The sequence below is a fragment of the Marinoscillum sp. genome (assembly GCF_040222955.1).
Classification (GTDB): Bacteria; Bacteroidota; Bacteroidia; order Cytophagales; family Cyclobacteriaceae; genus Marinoscillum.
The window spans coordinates 340,964-356,668 of the sequence record NZ_JAVKCA010000009.1 but is presented as its reverse complement, the minus strand read 5'-3'; the positions used below and the strand labels follow the sequence as shown (position 1 = coordinate 356,668).

Sequence of the window (15,705 nt, the reverse complement as noted above, 5' to 3'; positions counted from 1 at the left end):
ATCAAGTCATTTCCAGCGCCTTTATTTTTTCATGGAGTGGTGTAATGGTGCTAATGATTTTTTCGCTGAAGTGAATGAGCCCATCATTATGTCCTTTGAGGGTGTACTCCTGTGAGAGGTCACGCAGATCGGTAATTTTTTGAACCACAATCTTCTGATAGAGGCGGTCAAAATCATCCTTTTTCGCCGTTCTCAACTGCTGGTAGATAAGGTCGTTGTCCTGACTCAGCACACTGGAAAGTTTTATGCGCCGTGCAGCAGCCTCTATTTTAAAGTCCAGTAGGAGATTCTGAAATTCAGGGTAAGCCGCTTCGGCGGCCAGGTAGGCTTCTCTGGTGTTGGCTTCTGTCATTGCCAGGGTGGAGAGGTTTTGGAGCAGGAGTGTAAGATCATTGGCTTCCATCAGAAAGGTAGCGTTTTCTTCCTGCCATCCGTCAAATCGCTGAAGGTTCGTGCTTTGGGCGGCATAGTAGGTATTGCTTTGACAACCGACCAGTGTTAATATCGGGAGGATAATAAGTATGAATCTTTTCATGGTGATTTTCCTTTTGAATGTGATAAAAAAAGAAAGCAGGACGGTTAAGCCCTGCCTTCTTCTTCAAACAGGTGGATGTTTGAGATTTTTTAGAAATCAAGATTGATCAATACATTCACGTTGGCATTGCCTTCTATCTTGAGTACACTCAACAAAGAGCCTGCAACCATCATGTCTACCTCAGAGGCGCTTCTGAAAGCGTAAGTATCCTCCTCTGGGTTTTCGTCATAGGCCACAGCAATCAGGTCATATTCACCTTCTTCCATATAGGCCATTTTGAATTGACCATTGGTTACCACCGCACTATTGATAGAGCCTTCAAATCTTGACTCGCCATCAGCTGGCTCTGTAGTTTCAGACTCATTGTAAGTCCCTTTGGCATAAGCATAGACTACCACTTTGTCAGCTGTATTTCCAGTAACAGTACCGTTGATCATGGCAGCACGGTCTTTATTGACAATACGTGCTGTAGGTCTGAGTTTGTACTCGCCAGATCCGGTTTTTACAAAAGCTTTTCTGAGGTCAATGTCAACCACCAGATTGGTTCTGCTGTCACTGTTGATCTCATAGTCACCTTTCACTTTGTAACCAGAGGAAGTACCACTAGGCACATCCAGGTCTGCTGTGGTTCCATCTTTGAATTTCACATAAGAACCTTCTTCCAGAATGAATCTCAATTCACTGTAACTACCTGCGTCAATCTGGCCCTCGCCGAGATCGTAGGTAGCACCGCTCTGATAGTCCATTACATTAAAGGTCTTTGGAGAATCAAAGGCCACTACGGTTTTGGTTTTACCCTGTGCCGTCGCTTGGACTTCATTTACTTTGAGGTAGACTCCAGATATATTTTCGGCATCAACGGCCGCATCGGTGACTCCAATGCTCGCGGTACCTTTGGATTCTATCTCACTCTCGCAGGACATTAAAAACCCCGCTGTTCCCACAATAAGAATCGCTGATAAAATTGATTTAAATGTTCTCATAACTTTCATAATTTTTGGTACGCTCTCCATATGCCAAAGCCCGTTCCAAAATCTGTTTTTATCTTTAAATCACTGTGATTCAGTGTTTTGTAATTTTAAGTTGGAGTAGTGAAAAGTGTTTTTCTTGTCATTTTGAATAAGAGCTTCTCAAAATGACAATAGTTTGTGCGTTGGAGAATGAATCACATACTTTTTGCGTCCGGGCCCGGATTTTTTGAGTAAAATGCTATATCTTAAGAAAGATTGGCAGCTTCAGTTCGGGAGCCAAAATCACCAGCTTTCACTTCGGACTACTATAGTCGGGAGATTTACTCACTTCTACATCCAATTATGAGCTTTTAATAAGGGATGTGATGGAGGTACCCAGGTTTCTTATTAGTGTGCATGACGATCTTTCCGGGTTAGAGCGGAGGAAGTTTGTGGTCTTGAAGAAGGTCAATTTTGTGGCCATTGTGGTGGCTTTCATGCTCATGGCCATCAATGGCTTCTCCGGGCTGGTCACTCAGAGCCTTGCTTGTTTACTGGCCATCCTGCTTATCTTTTTGCCAGTGATCTTTCTGCTGAACTATCGCAGATATCACTTTGCGGCATCATTGTTCACTTTTGGGTTGCTGGCTATCTTATTTAGCGTGGCCTACTCCAATATCTTAATAGACAGGAAAACCCACCTGGAGGTGATTATCATTGGTCTGTCGGTGATCGCGCCGATCCTCTATGAGGGTTGGTGGCGGCGATTGGTATTTGCATGCATCTTTATCGCCCTCGTTATACTGGAGGCACTCAAGTATACCACCCACGACATCCCGCTTCCTTCCGATTTTTGGTTTGCCATACTTAACTACTGTGTGGCCTTTCTGCTGATTTATTTTTTCAGTGCGGTTTTCAGAGATGAGCTGGCGCGTTCCATAGAGGAAGCTGATCAGCTAAACGAAAAATTGACCTCAAGCGAAGAACAACTGAAGAAGTCTAAGCTGATGATGGATTCATTACTCAATAATCTGCCCTTGTTTCTGGCCATGATTGACAGGAAGGGTAACTACTTGATTGTGAATAAGAAGTATGAGGATGCTTTCGGAATTCCCATAAAGGACATCATAGGTCATCACTACCGTGATGTGCTGCCGCCAGAGATAGTGGATTTTCATGACCCGCTCATTGAGAACTGCCTGGCCGGCACTCCGCAGGACTTCTATCAGAATATCTCTCAGGAAAATGGAGCTTTCACACACTCCTATGGGAAGTATTTCCCCATTTTAGGTCCTGATGATCAGGTAGAGTATGTGACGGTGTTTGTGACAGATGTTACAGAGCTGAAGGAGGCTGAGCACAAGCTGAAGGAGCTCAACCGGACCAAAGACAAGCTCTTCTCCATTATTGCTCATGACCTGATGAGCCCCATAGATACACTGAAGAACACCCTCTACCTCCAGGATCACGGGGAACTGACCCAGGAAGAAATGAAAAGGTATACCCAGAGCATTAGGGAGAACCTTTTGGGCCTCTCACACATGCTGGACAATCTGCTTTCGTGGGCTAAGGCGCAGTTTCACGGAGTGCCTTCACATAAGGGTGAGGTGTGCCTGTATCAGGTTGTGGAAGAAAGCGCTGGCCTATTCCGGGAGATCATCGGTAAAAAGTGTATTGAGGTGAATAATGAGGTGTCACCAGATTTGATTTTGCATGTACATGAGAATGACCTTCGGGTGATAGTCAGGAATCTGCTGAACAATGCCCTGAAATTTAACCGTGAACGAGGTAGTATCTATGTGAGCGCCCGGTCACAATCAGGATCCATAGCCTGTACCATCAGAGATGAGGGCGTGGGCATCTCAGCGTCTCGCCTGGAGGAGATCAGGGGTCGTGTGGTGATGGATTCTGAGATGGGCACATCCGGAGAGAAAGGCACCGGTATAGGGCTATCCCTTTGCTCAGAACTCGCCACGAGAAACGGCTGGGGCATTCAGGTATCCAGCAAGGAAGGCGAAGGGTCTACATTCACCATTGTTATCCCGGTAAACGGCACGGTTTAACCGGTTCACTACCTGAAAATTTGGAGCTTGCGCGGGTGATTGGTGATTTCTTAGGTGAAAATATCAGAATAGTACTTAAAATACCTGTTAAAATGCCATTTTACCATTGAAAATTACCCCACTTTTCTGATCAAGGTCTGAAAATCCCTATTCACTCCTGATATTTCCGGCTGGCAACTATTCAGTTTTTAATTGATGGGGTTTTTAGGAGTTTTGATATGTCCTAAAGAAAAAGATTATGATAATGTCCTTCACCAATCAGCCCCAGACTACCAGCTTTCAGACAGAGTTGGATACCGAGGAACAAATGCTCATCGCCTCATGTGTGTCTAAAATAAAGAAGCATTTGGACAGAAATCTTGAGTTGGCTCAGAGTCCTTCACAGGTGTCCAGACTGCTCACAGCCAAATGGTACATTAATCAAAATTATTGATTGCAAAATATTGAATTGTAGATAGTAAAGGCTTCTCCTGATCGGGAAGCCTTTTTTGTACAGAAGTGTATCAATAGATAGTAGGTGCCGGCGGCAACAGATGGAATCGCTGGACAAGCGGGGCCATGATTTGAAAGAATTATCGATGAATACCCGAGCTTTTACCGATTAAGTTCTTTGAAAAACTATATCATTTGATATATTGGACACTCAATAAAAAACTAATTTTTTTAACCGCTAAACCAAGCTAAACAATGGCAACAATTACAATTTATTTGAAGTATTCGGCAGGAGATCTGCAGTATTCTACCGACAATGTTAATTATCAGGTAATGGCTGAAACATCCATAGTGGGTGCTAATCCGGGAGATACTGTGATGTGGACATGTGCCGATGATTCCATTGATAAGATCAATAACATTAATGTGGGCAAAACGAAATCTTCAGGAGGCAATTGGAAAGATATCTGGTCCAACAAGCCCGCTGCCACAGACAACACTAAGAGAACTTTTAGCGGGGTGGTAAATACTGACCCTGAATCTCCAACTAATCCAGCTTTGAACGGCTATGATATCAACTATAAGATTAAAAATGGAGATCAAAAAGACAAAGATCCCACCATTCAGGTGCCGCAACCATAAAATTTGTGACTTTTACATATGACTAATAATCAAATCAAAAAGGTGGTGTTGTTCACCACCTTTTTTTTTCTGTGCCTGGCCTCCTACGCTCAGAACCAGCAAATGGCCGACAGTCTCAAGCGGACGCTTCCCGGAATCAGCAATGATTCCATTTCCCTGAGCGTGTTAAAAAAAATCACGCTGAGTGAGACTAACCCTGACGAAAAAATCAAATACAGTCTCATGCTCATTGAGCTCTCTGATCTCAGAAAGGATTATTATCATTTGCAGTATGGATACAGCGCCCTTGGGATAGGGTACAGGCTCAGGGGAGATCTGGAGAAGTCGCTGGAAAACTTATTTGAATCGGCCAAAATAGCCGAGAAGCACGACTTGAAAACAAACCTTGGAGAGGTATATGCTGAGATTTCGAATACCTTTCTGAGGCGCGACAATGACATTGCCAATGCTATTAATTTCAATAATAAGGCGATTGATATTTTTCGCGCGACCGGTGATCATCAGCAATTGGCACTGACGCTGCTGAATACCGGCTACAACTATTATGAAAATCAGGAATATGATTCAGCAATCATCTACTATGACGAAGCAAAGATCATTTTCAATGAGATCAACCTGACCATTGGTATTGCCTATAGTATCGGAAATAAAGCACTTATCAAACGAGAACTAGGAGACTACAGAGAGGCAGAGGCAGATTTGAAGGAAGCCATTGAGATACTCAAGCCTCTGGGCGATACCTACGGGATTTCGGATTACCTCATTCATCTGGGAAAAATCTATGTGGATCAGGGCTTGACCAACGAGGCCATAGCCATCTACAATGAATCGCTGGAAATGGCCCGAAATATTGGTTTGAAAGAGCAAATGAGAGATGCATATGCCAAGCTGGCCGAATTGTATGAGGCAGAAGGCAATTATCAGAAGGCCATGGGCTATCTGAGGCAGTATTTTCTCTATAAGGACAGTATTTCGGATGCCAGCACAGTGAAAAAACTTGCGGATATCCGTACGGAATTTGAAGTGGGTCAAAAGCAGGCGGAAGTGGACGTGCTCACCGCGGAAAAGAAGACCCAAAGGGTGGTCATGATCTCCATTGGAGCATTTGCGTTCATTTTGTTCATCCTGGCGATTGTGATCTACCAATATTATCAGACCAAGTCCCGGATCAATAAGGAGCTGGAAGCCCTCAATCAGACCAAGGATAAATTCTTTTCCATCATATCCCATGATCTGAGAGGACCGGTCAGTTCGTTTTTTGGGATTAGCCGAATGATCAAATTCCTGGTGCAATCCAAAGAAACTGAGCAACTGCTGGAAATAGCCGATGACATAGATGAGTCTGTAGAGCGCCTTTCCACGCTGCTGGATAACCTGCTCACCTGGGCAATGCAGCAGCAGGGTCAGTTTCCGAATCACCCGGAAAAGCTTCAGCTGGCCGATATGGCCAATGAACTGGTGAATACACTGGGCACTATGGCCAAAGGAAAGAAAATCGACCTTTCGACAGATGTGCAGGCAGATCTTGTGGTTTGGGCGGACAAGAACACCACAATGACCATCCTGAGAAACCTGGTAAACAATGCACTGAAGTTTACGCCGGAGGGCGGGCAAGTGACCATCTCCGCCAGCCGATATGAACAAATGGTGAAAATCAGGGTATCCGATACTGGTGTGGGGATTCCGAAAGAAAAGATGGACAGCTTGTTTAAACTTCAGGATAAGAAGAGTACCTATGGTACTTCAGGAGAGAAGGGACTCGGATTGGGTTTGCAGCTGGTGTATGAGTTTATTGAAATGAACGGTGGCCACATCGAGGTGGAGAGCGAAATAGACAAGGGAACTTCCTTTATCGTGAGTTTACCATTATATGGAGAAAAGTAGGGTTAGCAGGCCGCGATATACGTTTTTTACAACTCAAGCGACGGTTTTTACTAATGAAGTGTCGGAGAAAGTGCATCATTTGATATATTGAAGGTAAATACGCTTAACTAATTTTTTCTAACCGCTAACCAACATAACTAATGGCTAAGAAGATTAAAATTTATCTGACCTATCAGAAAAAGGAGCTCTGGTGGAGCTCAGACAAAGACAATTGGGGAATTGTCTCAGCCAAATCCCCGCAATCCGTCCTGGGTAAGAATTCGCAAATTACCTGGATGGCATACGATACTAGCATCGACGATATCACGGTGGACCTGGACAACGACGAAATCATTGACACTCCCCTCATAGGAGATAAGAAGGAGAAGACCGGGAAAGTAAAATCCAATGCCAGCAAGGGAGCGCGGACGAAGTATACCATCAACGTGATCCCGGCAGGAGAGACCGCTGTTATTTCTGTGGATCCAGATCTGAAATACTGTGATCCGGAGTGTCCTCCAGGGTAGTAACCAGAGTGGGTTTCAACATTCTTTGGCAGGTGGTTTTTTACCACCTGCTTGTTATCTTTCCAGCTGAATGACAACAAGATACACTTTACTATTGTTATTGACACTCCTTTTGAGTCCATCTGCAGGGGCCAGTGATACACTTGATAGCCTGAAGGGAATACACCTGCAAAGCATGGATTATGAGGAAAAGATCAAGGTGCTCAAGTCCATTTTGCTGCATTCGGTCAATGATGACGACTCTACCATTTTCTATGGGAACAGGCTGCTGGAGGAGGCTCGTGAGGCTGATCATCCTAATAGGTTTTGGGCCAATGTGTATCTGGGTCAGGCTTATAAATCCCAGGGTAGTTATGAGTCAGCACTGGAATATCTTTTTGAGGCGCTCCGAGTTGGTGAGCACCTCACCAAAAAGGATGTGGCGATGGTCAACAGCCTTATTGGCACGCTCTATGGTAAAATCGGAGACGTTGAAAAACTTGCCCATTATTTCAACTTATGTATCGGGCAATACGAAACCGGAGATCATCAAGACTCTGTGAGACAGGTCATTGCTTTCAACAATCTCGCAGAAGGATACTACAACAATGATTATCTGGACTCTTCACTTAAGTATTATCAGAAAGCGGAATTTTTCGCTCAGGAACTCAAAAGAGAATACCTCACCAAGGTAATCACTGGCAATATTGGAATGGTGAATGCTCGCCTTGGTAACCTCGATTTGGCGGAAGAGCAACTAGCTGATGCATTGGAATACAAATCGTCAATGGGAAATGATGCTGGTACGATTACCACTTATCAGTTTCATTTGGCGGATGTTTATTTTCAAAAGAATCAAATTAATCAGGCCAGGGAGCTGGTGGAAGAAGCATTGGAGCTGGCTCATCAGCGTGGGCTTAAGGAGCAGATTAGCGATGGAAGTTTGAAGATGAGTGAACTTTATACTCATGTAGGTGATTTTGAAAAAGCCCTACAGTTTTACCAGCAGCACATCGTCTATAGAGACAGCATTCGCAATCTGGCCATGATCCAAAGTCTGGCAGATATGCGGACCAGGTATGAGGTAGGTCAAAAACAGGCTGAAGTGGATGTCCTGACCGCTGAGAAGAGAATTCAACAACTGATTATGCTCGCTATTGGGGCTTTTGCGCTGGTGTTGGTAGTGTTGGCCGGGATTATTTACAAGTACTATCAGACCAAATCCAGGATTAACCGCGAACTGGAATCACTCAACCAGACTAAGGATAAGTTCTTTTCTATTATCTCTCATGATCTCAGGGGCCCCGTGAGTTCATTTTTCGGGATTAGCAGGATGATCAAATTCCTGGTGCAGACCAAAGAGACCGAACAGCTCATGGTGATCGCCGATGACATAGACGAATCAGTAGAACGCTTATCCAACCTGTTGGACAATCTCCTCACCTGGGCTATGCAGCAGCAGGGCCACTTCCCGAACAATCCCGAAAAGCTCCGGCTGGAAGAAATGGCAGATGAAATTGTCAAAACACTTAGCAACATGGCCAAGGCAAAGAATGTTGAGCTTTCGGCAAGAGTAGCGGAAAACCTGGAAGTATGGGCAGACAAAAACATGACAATGACCATTTTGCGAAACCTGGTGAACAATGCTCTGAAGTTCACCCCGGAAAAAGGTCAGGTACGGATTTCCGCAAAGGCCGTGAATGGGCTCGCCGTGATTCGCATAGCGGATTCAGGGGTGGGGATTCCGAAAAGCAAGCTGGACATGTTATTTAAATTTCATGATAAGAAGAGCACCTATGGGACGGCCGGCGAGAAGGGCCTGGGCCTTGGGTTGCAGCTGGTTCACGAGTTTGTAGAAATGAACGGAGGGAGTATTGACGTGGAGACTGCAGAGAGTATGGGCACTACCTTCATTGTGAGACTGCCGTTAGCACCGAGCTAAAATAGATCTGATGATGTCAATTTTAAATTAAAGTCACTACCTTCATATACGATGAATCGAGAAGGCTATCATATTGTACTAGCAATATTCCTTTCATTATTACCCCTGCTGGGGGTTGGTCAGGATCAGTCGGTTGCTGATAGCCTCATTGAGATCGCCGATAGGTTACCACGGCAGGACACCGCCCGCATGAGAATTCTTACCCTCATAGCCAATAATCAGACGGACCCCCAGAAGAAACTGGAATATGCTGACCTCCTGATGGAGGAGGCCAGAACCATTCAAGACCTCAAATTTCTTCACCATGCCTACTTGAACCAGGGCCAGGCCTATCGGCTCATGGGGGACTTTGATGTGGCGATCTATTCCCTCTTTAAAGCGCTTGATTATGCTGAGAAGTCAGGTTACATCAAAGGGGTAGCTGGCGCCAACACCGCTCTGGCGGATGTTTACTCTATTTTAGGAAACCACAACAATTCTTTGCTTTACTATAAAGAAGCCCTGGGGCAGCTCACCCCTCAGGACAGTGTTTTGCTGGCTACCATTTTGCTGAATATGGGTGATGAGTATTACATGTCTAATATGTATGATTCGGCATTGGTCTGTTTTCAGGAATCCAAGCGCATCTATGAGCGAATGGGTGGTGACCGGTCGGGGCTTGCTTACAATTTGGGCAACATTGGTTTGGTCCAGGCTCAGCAGGGTGATCTGGAGAAGGCCGAGCGGAATGTGAGTGCTTCCATTCGGGAGCTCGAAAAGCTGGAAGACCATTACGGGAGTGCCATTTTTCTCACATACATGGCGGAGATTTATCAGCGAAAGGGCTTGCTGAGAGATGCCAAGCAATTTGCCGACTCCAGTATGTCCATTTCCAGGCGGTACGGTTTGAAAGCTGAAATCAGAGACAACAGCTTGAGATTGGCGGACATCTATGCGATGAGTGCAGATTATGAGTCCGCTTACAGGTATCATCAGGAGTACGTAGCACTGAAGGATAGTATCTCCAATGATGAAATCTATAACAGAATTGAAAACCTGGAAGGGGCTTTTGAGCTGGCGAAGAAACAGGCCGAGGTGGACCTGCTGAAAGCCGAACAGAAAAATCAGCAGATTATCATCACTACGGCCACGCTGATTGCGATAATACTCACCATCCTGGCCTATGTCAGCTTCAGGTACTACCGATCCAAAGCGCGCATCAACGTGGTACTGGAGGAGCAAAAGCGTGTACTGGAATCACTCAATGAAACCAAGGATAAGTTCTTTTCCATCATTTCACATGACCTCCGGGGGCCGATTAATTCTTTTCATGGGATCAGTTCGCTGATCAAGTATTTTGTAGCTTCCAGAGAGCCGGATCAGCTTCTGGAGGTGGCCGATGATATTGATAAGTCCGTGGACCAGCTGTCCACCCTGCTGGATAACCTTCTCAACTGGGCCATGAAGCAACAGGGACAGTTTTCTTACTTGCCGGAAACCCTCAATCTTAAGGAAATGACAGAAGAACTGGTGGCCACTTTAGGCAATATGGCCAGGGGAAAAGGGATTCATTTGTCGGCGAATATCGATCCGGAAATCTCACTTTGGGCAGATAGAAACACCACCATGACCATTTTGAGAAATCTGGTCAACAATGCTTTGAAATTCACTCCCGGAGGAGGCAGGGTGGAACTCACTGCCCGTGTCAGAGACCAAATAGTGGAGATCCGTGTGGTTGATACCGGCGTGGGAATGACGGAAGACCAGGTCGAGACTATCTTTATGCTGGAAGATGACAAAAGCACCTATGGTACCGCTGGCGAAAAGGGGCTCGGGCTGGGGCTGCAGTTGGTTCATGAGTTTATCGAGGTGAATAATGGCCGCATCCATGTACAAAGTCAGGAAGGCGTGGGGACCGAATTTGTCGTTGAACTTCCCGCTTTTGGAGAGACAGAAAGTATCATGGCCTAATACGCACCGATACACCTGATTCCTTTAAATTTGACTGTGTCTATGAACTCACCCCGGTCAGTATTCATTTTGTTTTTGGTTCTTTCCGCCTGCACACCACCGCCTTCTCAGGAACCCGAACTCAATTTTGGGCCATTTACGGGCACTACAGCTTCATGTGGTCATCTCCAGGTTTTTGTACTCACCCAGTCCGGAACAGGTTATCTCAGGATTTTCATGGACGATCAGGCTTATCAGTTGAAGCAGGAAAACACATTCAACCTGGAGGAGGATATCCTGTCGGTAGAATACCTAGAATTTGATCAGGACATTTCCCACACCCTTTGCAATGACGTAATGACCGTCAGGAGGCCGAAGGAGCTGCAACGGGTACCGGCTAAGAGTGGAGTGGTTCGCATTGCGATGGGGCCTGAAGATTTGGAGCTTTACCGCAAAGGTGTCACCTATCGGGTGAATGTAGTATTAACCGATGTATTAATTGATGGGCTTGCAGAGCCGCTCTCTTTCCGGTTGGAAGGCATGGCGGTAGGCTGGTTGCCGGGTTAGATATGAGAAAAATTCTTTTCCTTTTTACGTTGATTACAGCTTCCCAGCTTCATGCACAGCTACAGCCATGTGCTACGTCCATCACTCAGCGACAGCTGGAGCTTCTGAGGGATTTTCATCCGGATGTGAGATCGGGCAGGCGGATGGCTGGTTTGCCCATAAGAAACGTAGCAATCACTGCCCACCTGATCAGACGTACGGATGGTACCGGAGGAATGACTGAGCAGGAACTCAGTGATGCCATGGAGGTGCTCAATGCCTACTATAGTCATGCTAACCTCGTGTTTTTTTTAGCCGGGACCAATGAAATACACGACTCCCAGTATTTTGACTTTAATACCGATGACGAGGTGGCTATGGGTACGAAATACGATGTGGCCAAAACCATTAACGTCTATTTTGCGAACTCCGTAGGAGACAGTCAGGGTGGCAGCTATTGCGGGTATGCCTATTTCCCAGGCGGACCTGATCGTGTCCTGATGGACAATAGTTGTGCGGTGAATGGAAGCACCCTTCCCCATGAGATAGGTCATTATTTCACCCTGTATCATACCCATGGTAATTCCAATAGCGAACTTACGGATGAGCTGGTGGCACGTGTCAACTGTGAGACCGCAGGGGATGAACTATGCGATACGCCGGCCGATCCTCAGCTGGGCGGATCCAATGTGAATGCGAGTTGTACCTATACCGGCACAAGTGTAGACGCCAATAACGACCCATTCACGCCGGATCCCAGAAATATTATGTCTTACTCCCTCAAGTTTTGCCGGGATGTCCTGACTGATGGGCAGTATTCCCGGATAGATCAGGCCTATGATGCTTATCGGTCTTACTTATATAAGAAAATTGTTTCTGCAGATTTCACCCAAAACCTTCAGGAGGCTTGCGCCGGGACATCCGTCAGTTTCTACGACATATCACTCAATGCCACCAGCTGGAGCTGGTATTTTGAAGGGGGAATGCCGGAGACTTCTACGGAGCAAAACCCGGAAGTGCTTTACGAGACCGGTGGGACTTTTGATGTGCAGCTCATCGTGTCAGGAGCGGGAGGAAATAAGGATACGCTCCTGATGGTGGATCAGGTACTGGTGGCAGATGTTCCTCAGACCACACTGATTTCTAAGGAGGCCGGTTTTGAGGGCACGGGAATTGGTTTGGAAGTGATCAACGAAGACGAGCAGAAGACCTTTGAGCAGGTTTCGGGGGCTGCTTCAGAGGGGCAGAAGAGCGTTTTTGTAAATTTCTATGAATATGGTGCAGTAGGGGCGCAGGATTACCTGGTTTTACCATTGGCGGATAATTCTTTCTCCAGAGACTACAGGCTTACCTTCGATTATGCATACACCTATTACGACAATACCTATTTTGATCAGCTGGCTGTTTTGTATCGCGGGAGCTGCGAGGCAGATTGGGTGAGCCTTTGGGATAAATCAGGAGCGGCTTTGGCCACTAAACCACCGCAAACCGGGCCTTTTTCACCCACTTTGGCACAATGGAGGTCTGTGTCACTGGAGTTTACTGTGCCGGAAGACCTGGCAGGAACAGAGGTGGCATTTAGAACTACCAATGGGTATGGAAATAACCTTTACATCGACAATATTCGTCTTGAGGCCTACGTGAAAATGGAAGCCACTCCATACACCTGTCCTAATACCAGTGATGGCGTTATTACTGTCCAAACGAGTGGCACGCAGAATTACACTTTTAGCCTGGATGGTGAGACGTTCGTGGCTGAGGGCACGTTTGCGGACCTGGCAGCAGGTGTGTATAGCGTCACAGTCAAAGACGAATTGGAGAGAACTTACAGTGAGTCCCTGTCCATTGAGAGTAGATTGTTTAATAAAAGTGTACAGCCTACCTCCTGTTATGATGCTGCTGATGGGTCAGCCACTTTTACCGTTTCAGGAGGAGGCACCTATCAGTTTAGTGTGGATGGTCAGTTATTATCGGGTAATAATGTTTCGGACTTAACCGCCGGGACACATACCGTCTCTCTGGAGGGCACAGACAATGGATGCTTCCTTATGGAGGATTTTGAAATTACCTCTCCCGAGCCCCTGGCTGTGGAAGTGTTGATCATTGATCCTAAATGCTTTGGAGGTGAAGGGACAGTAGACGTGGAGGCCACAGGAGGGAGTGGCGCGCTCAGCTATCAGGTAGATGAAGGGGGATTTTCTTCCAACTCCTCCTATGCCATGGTGGCGGGAGATCACCTGCTGACAGTCAAAGACGAAAATGAATGCGAATTGCAGCACTCATTTACGATTGCACAGCCCGATTCGCTGTACTTCACCTATGAGGTAGAGGGATTTTTGTGCACAAAAGAGCCAGAGGGACAGTTGACCATGACCGGAGTAGGAGGGTTGGGCCCATACTCATTTTGGGTCGGTGATGTACCCCTGTCAGGAGCAGTGTTGGATAGGGACGAGGCAGGCAGCTATGAGGTGACCGTAGTAGACGGAAACGGTTGTGAATACTTACAGAAAATCACGGTTGAATATCAATATGGGCTCCCGGAAAAACCTGTGATCAATTTAGTGGATGGGCACTTGCAGATCTCGGATACAGATGCGGACATTAGCTGGTATCACGATGGTGAGCTAATGGTAGGGGAAGTCAGCACCTCTGTCTTATATGGAGCGGGTACTTATGAGGTGGCCCTTACAGTGGGTGATGGAGGCTGTTCGGTGAGATCAGATCCGTTTGTAGTTTTGGGATTGAGTAAGTGGTCTGAGATTATGATTGTTCCGAATCCCGTCGGGAATCATTTGAGCATCAAAATTCCCAATGATTTGAGGGATCGGTTTACCTCCGTTACCGTTTATGATATGAGTGGTCAGCTTATTCTGAAAAGCGTGAAAATGGAAATCGAAAATGAATGGCCAGCCGGGATTTACCTTTTGGAAATACAGGGAGAATCCTTTCACGTCACACGCAGGATTATCAAAAAGTAGGCTACCTCTTCACGGCTTTGAGGATGGCCGACAGGATTTCATCCGGGCTCTGGTCAATGCTGATCTTCAGGGCGCCAGCAGGGACCTCAAGCGTTTCAAATTGACTGTCTAGCAGATTTTCTTTCATGTAATGACCGGTCCTTTTTTTGAGTCTTTCAAAGATCAATTCCTTGCTGCCATCCAGGTAAATCCAGAAGTAGGCCTGGTTGGGGTCCAGTATGAAACGGTAGCTGGCCTTGAGTGCCGAGCAGGCCAGTACCACACCAGGAGTGGATATGAGTTGTTCTTTTAAGGTTTGAAGCCATGGGAGCCTGTCATCGTCGTTGAGGGGTATGCCATCAGCCATCTTGGCCTTGTTCTCCTCCGGATGAAAATCATCTGCATCCAGAAAGGTCTTGCCCAGCCGATCAGCAACCATGTTGCCGATGGTCGTCTTGCCACTGCCGGATACTCCCATGATAATAATTGGATGTGCCATTTATTATGGAAGTTACCGAAAAGGACAATAAAAAAGCCAGCGAAATCGCCGGCTTTCATGACTAAATTGGAGGAATCTTTAGTTTAATAACTTAAAAGGACCTTTTTTGTGTACATTCCCACTATCTGCTCTTCTTCCTTGAGTTGATCCAGCAGGTCCTCAAACTCAGCGGTCTGCTGGTTTCTGATAAAGATGGCAATGTCCAGGATTTGCTGAAACTCTGCAATGGCCATCTCCTCTTTGATGTATCCTTTCTTGATGCCTTTTTTGTAGTATCGCTCCAGCTTCTTCACAGAGTTGTAGATAGCAGGTTTATCTATGTAGGTCTTTGGTGTAGGGTTGGTTGAAGATTCTTCTTCTACCCAGGTGTATCGTTCACGAAGGAGGTAAAGTTTCTTGGCTACATCCTCACCCATAAAATGCCCTCTGATGAATGCCAAATCAATGGCCGAGTCATCCAGTTTGTCTTCCATGGCTCTGAAGTGAAACATCTCTTCATCTCCTGACTGGGCCAATACTGCAGTACCTGCGGTGATGGCCAAAAAAAACATTAATATCCTCTTCATAATTTCGCTGCTTAATGGTTCTGTAAAATCCCAGTTTTTATATAACAACTAAGCAAAATTAACCATTAAAATCCAAAGATTATATTTTAAAAGTATGTTTTTGCATAATTTTATTTTATTTTTCAATTCTCTCAAAGATACCGGAACATCCACATTTCATATTGACGATTTTCCAATAAGACGTGTCCTTTGATGAGAAATAGGCAAACTTTTCTGCTTGTCAATGTCTTCGTTTAACTTAGCCGTTAACATTTTTAGAAAGACCGATGTTTGAA

13 protein-coding genes are annotated in these 15,705 nt (G+C 45.8%); 9 read left to right on the top strand and 4 right to left on the bottom strand.

Annotated features, from left to right (window positions below):
* Position 1: 1 nt before the first annotated feature.
* Together RIH33_RS09060 and RIH33_RS09055 are read right to left on the bottom strand one after the other, a co-directional pair.
* Positions 2 to 535 carry a hypothetical protein gene (locus tag RIH33_RS09060; RefSeq protein WP_406650630.1) on the bottom strand — a complete coding sequence of 178 codons (534 nt, stop codon included), beginning with the start codon at positions 533 to 535 and terminating at the stop codon, positions 2 to 4.
* A gap of 89 nt (positions 536 to 624) precedes the next feature.
* Positions 625 to 1,518: a DUF4382 domain-containing protein gene (locus RIH33_RS09055; protein WP_406650629.1), complete on the bottom strand. Its 894-nt coding sequence runs from the start codon at positions 1,516 to 1,518 to the stop codon at positions 625 to 627.
* 353 nt (positions 1,519 to 1,871) lie between these two features.
* Between RIH33_RS09055 and RIH33_RS09050 the strand changes: the two genes are divergently transcribed.
* From RIH33_RS09050 to RIH33_RS09010, 9 genes are all read left to right on the top strand, one after another.
* Positions 1,872 to 3,548: an ATP-binding protein gene (locus RIH33_RS09050; protein WP_406650628.1), complete on the top strand. Its 1,677-nt coding sequence runs from the start codon at positions 1,872 to 1,874 to the stop codon at positions 3,546 to 3,548.
* Between the two features lie 244 nt (positions 3,549 to 3,792).
* Positions 3,793 to 3,981: a hypothetical protein gene (locus RIH33_RS09045; protein ID WP_406650627.1), complete on the top strand. Its 189-nt coding sequence runs from the start codon at positions 3,793 to 3,795 to the stop codon at positions 3,979 to 3,981.
* Between the two features lie 254 nt (positions 3,982 to 4,235).
* Complete coding sequence (locus tag RIH33_RS09040; protein WP_406650626.1) at positions 4,236 to 4,622, top strand: hypothetical protein; 387 nt, start codon at positions 4,236 to 4,238, stop codon at positions 4,620 to 4,622.
* 18 nt (positions 4,623 to 4,640) lie between these two features.
* Positions 4,641 to 6,506 carry an ATP-binding protein gene (locus tag RIH33_RS09035; protein WP_406650625.1) on the top strand — a complete coding sequence of 622 codons (1,866 nt, stop codon included), beginning with the start codon at positions 4,641 to 4,643 and terminating at the stop codon, positions 6,504 to 6,506.
* A gap of 140 nt (positions 6,507 to 6,646) precedes the next feature.
* Positions 6,647 to 7,012 carry a hypothetical protein gene (locus RIH33_RS09030; RefSeq protein ID WP_406650624.1) on the top strand — a complete coding sequence of 122 codons (366 nt, stop codon included), beginning with the start codon at positions 6,647 to 6,649 and terminating at the stop codon, positions 7,010 to 7,012.
* A 70-nt stretch (positions 7,013 to 7,082) separates the two neighbouring features.
* Entirely contained in the window at positions 7,083 to 8,933 is a 1,851-nt protein-coding gene (locus RIH33_RS09025; RefSeq protein WP_406650623.1) for an ATP-binding protein, read from the top strand.
* Positions 8,934 to 8,984: 51 nt separating this feature from the next.
* Positions 8,985 to 10,883 carry an ATP-binding protein gene (locus RIH33_RS09020; protein WP_406650622.1) on the top strand — a complete coding sequence of 633 codons (1,899 nt, stop codon included), beginning with the start codon at positions 8,985 to 8,987 and terminating at the stop codon, positions 10,881 to 10,883.
* Between the two features lie 42 nt (positions 10,884 to 10,925).
* Complete coding sequence (locus RIH33_RS09015; RefSeq protein ID WP_406650621.1) at positions 10,926 to 11,429, top strand: hypothetical protein; 504 nt, start codon at positions 10,926 to 10,928, stop codon at positions 11,427 to 11,429.
* A gap of 2 nt (positions 11,430 to 11,431) precedes the next feature.
* Positions 11,432 to 14,386, top strand: a complete 2,955-nt coding sequence (locus tag RIH33_RS09010) for a T9SS type A sorting domain-containing protein (RefSeq protein ID WP_406650620.1) — start codon at positions 11,432 to 11,434, stop codon at positions 14,384 to 14,386.
* Between the two features lies 1 nt (position 14,387).
* Here the strand turns inward: RIH33_RS09010 and RIH33_RS09005 are convergent, their stop codons facing one another.
* Together RIH33_RS09005 and RIH33_RS09000 are read right to left on the bottom strand one after the other, a co-directional pair.
* Positions 14,388 to 14,864: a gluconokinase gene (locus RIH33_RS09005; RefSeq protein WP_406650619.1), complete on the bottom strand. Its 477-nt coding sequence runs from the start codon at positions 14,862 to 14,864 to the stop codon at positions 14,388 to 14,390.
* Between the two features lie 83 nt (positions 14,865 to 14,947).
* Complete coding sequence (locus RIH33_RS09000) at positions 14,948 to 15,430, bottom strand: hypothetical protein (protein WP_406650618.1); 483 nt, start codon at positions 15,428 to 15,430, stop codon at positions 14,948 to 14,950.
* Between the last annotated feature and the right edge of the window lie 275 nt (positions 15,431 to 15,705).

What these genes read in the sequence shown, in the direction of transcription:
- RIH33_RS09060 (WP_406650630.1), bottom strand. Translation starts at nt 535, where the DNA reads ATGAAAAGATTCATACTTATTATCCTCCCGATATTAACACTGGTCGGT.
- RIH33_RS09055 (WP_406650629.1), bottom strand. Translation starts at nt 1,518, where the DNA reads ATGAGAACATTTAAATCAATTTTATCAGCGATTCTTATTGTGGGAACA.
- RIH33_RS09050 (WP_406650628.1), top strand. Translation starts at nt 1,872, where the DNA reads ATGGAGGTACCCAGGTTTCTTATTAGTGTGCATGACGATCTTTCCGGG.
- RIH33_RS09045 (WP_406650627.1), top strand. Translation starts at nt 3,793, where the DNA reads ATGTCCTTCACCAATCAGCCCCAGACTACCAGCTTTCAGACAGAGTTG.
- RIH33_RS09040 (WP_406650626.1), top strand. Translation starts at nt 4,236, where the DNA reads ATGGCAACAATTACAATTTATTTGAAGTATTCGGCAGGAGATCTGCAG.
- RIH33_RS09035 (WP_406650625.1), top strand. Translation starts at nt 4,641, where the DNA reads ATGACTAATAATCAAATCAAAAAGGTGGTGTTGTTCACCACCTTTTTT.
- RIH33_RS09030 (WP_406650624.1), top strand. Translation starts at nt 6,647, where the DNA reads ATGGCTAAGAAGATTAAAATTTATCTGACCTATCAGAAAAAGGAGCTC.
- RIH33_RS09025 (WP_406650623.1), top strand. Translation starts at nt 7,083, where the DNA reads ATGACAACAAGATACACTTTACTATTGTTATTGACACTCCTTTTGAGT.
- RIH33_RS09020 (WP_406650622.1), top strand. Translation starts at nt 8,985, where the DNA reads ATGAATCGAGAAGGCTATCATATTGTACTAGCAATATTCCTTTCATTA.
- RIH33_RS09015 (WP_406650621.1), top strand. Translation starts at nt 10,926, where the DNA reads ATGAACTCACCCCGGTCAGTATTCATTTTGTTTTTGGTTCTTTCCGCC.
- RIH33_RS09010 (WP_406650620.1), top strand. Translation starts at nt 11,432, where the DNA reads ATGAGAAAAATTCTTTTCCTTTTTACGTTGATTACAGCTTCCCAGCTT.
- RIH33_RS09005 (WP_406650619.1), bottom strand. Translation starts at nt 14,864, where the DNA reads ATGGCACATCCAATTATTATCATGGGAGTATCCGGCAGTGGCAAGACG.
- RIH33_RS09000 (WP_406650618.1), bottom strand. Translation starts at nt 15,430, where the DNA reads ATGAAGAGGATATTAATGTTTTTTTTGGCCATCACCGCAGGTACTGCA.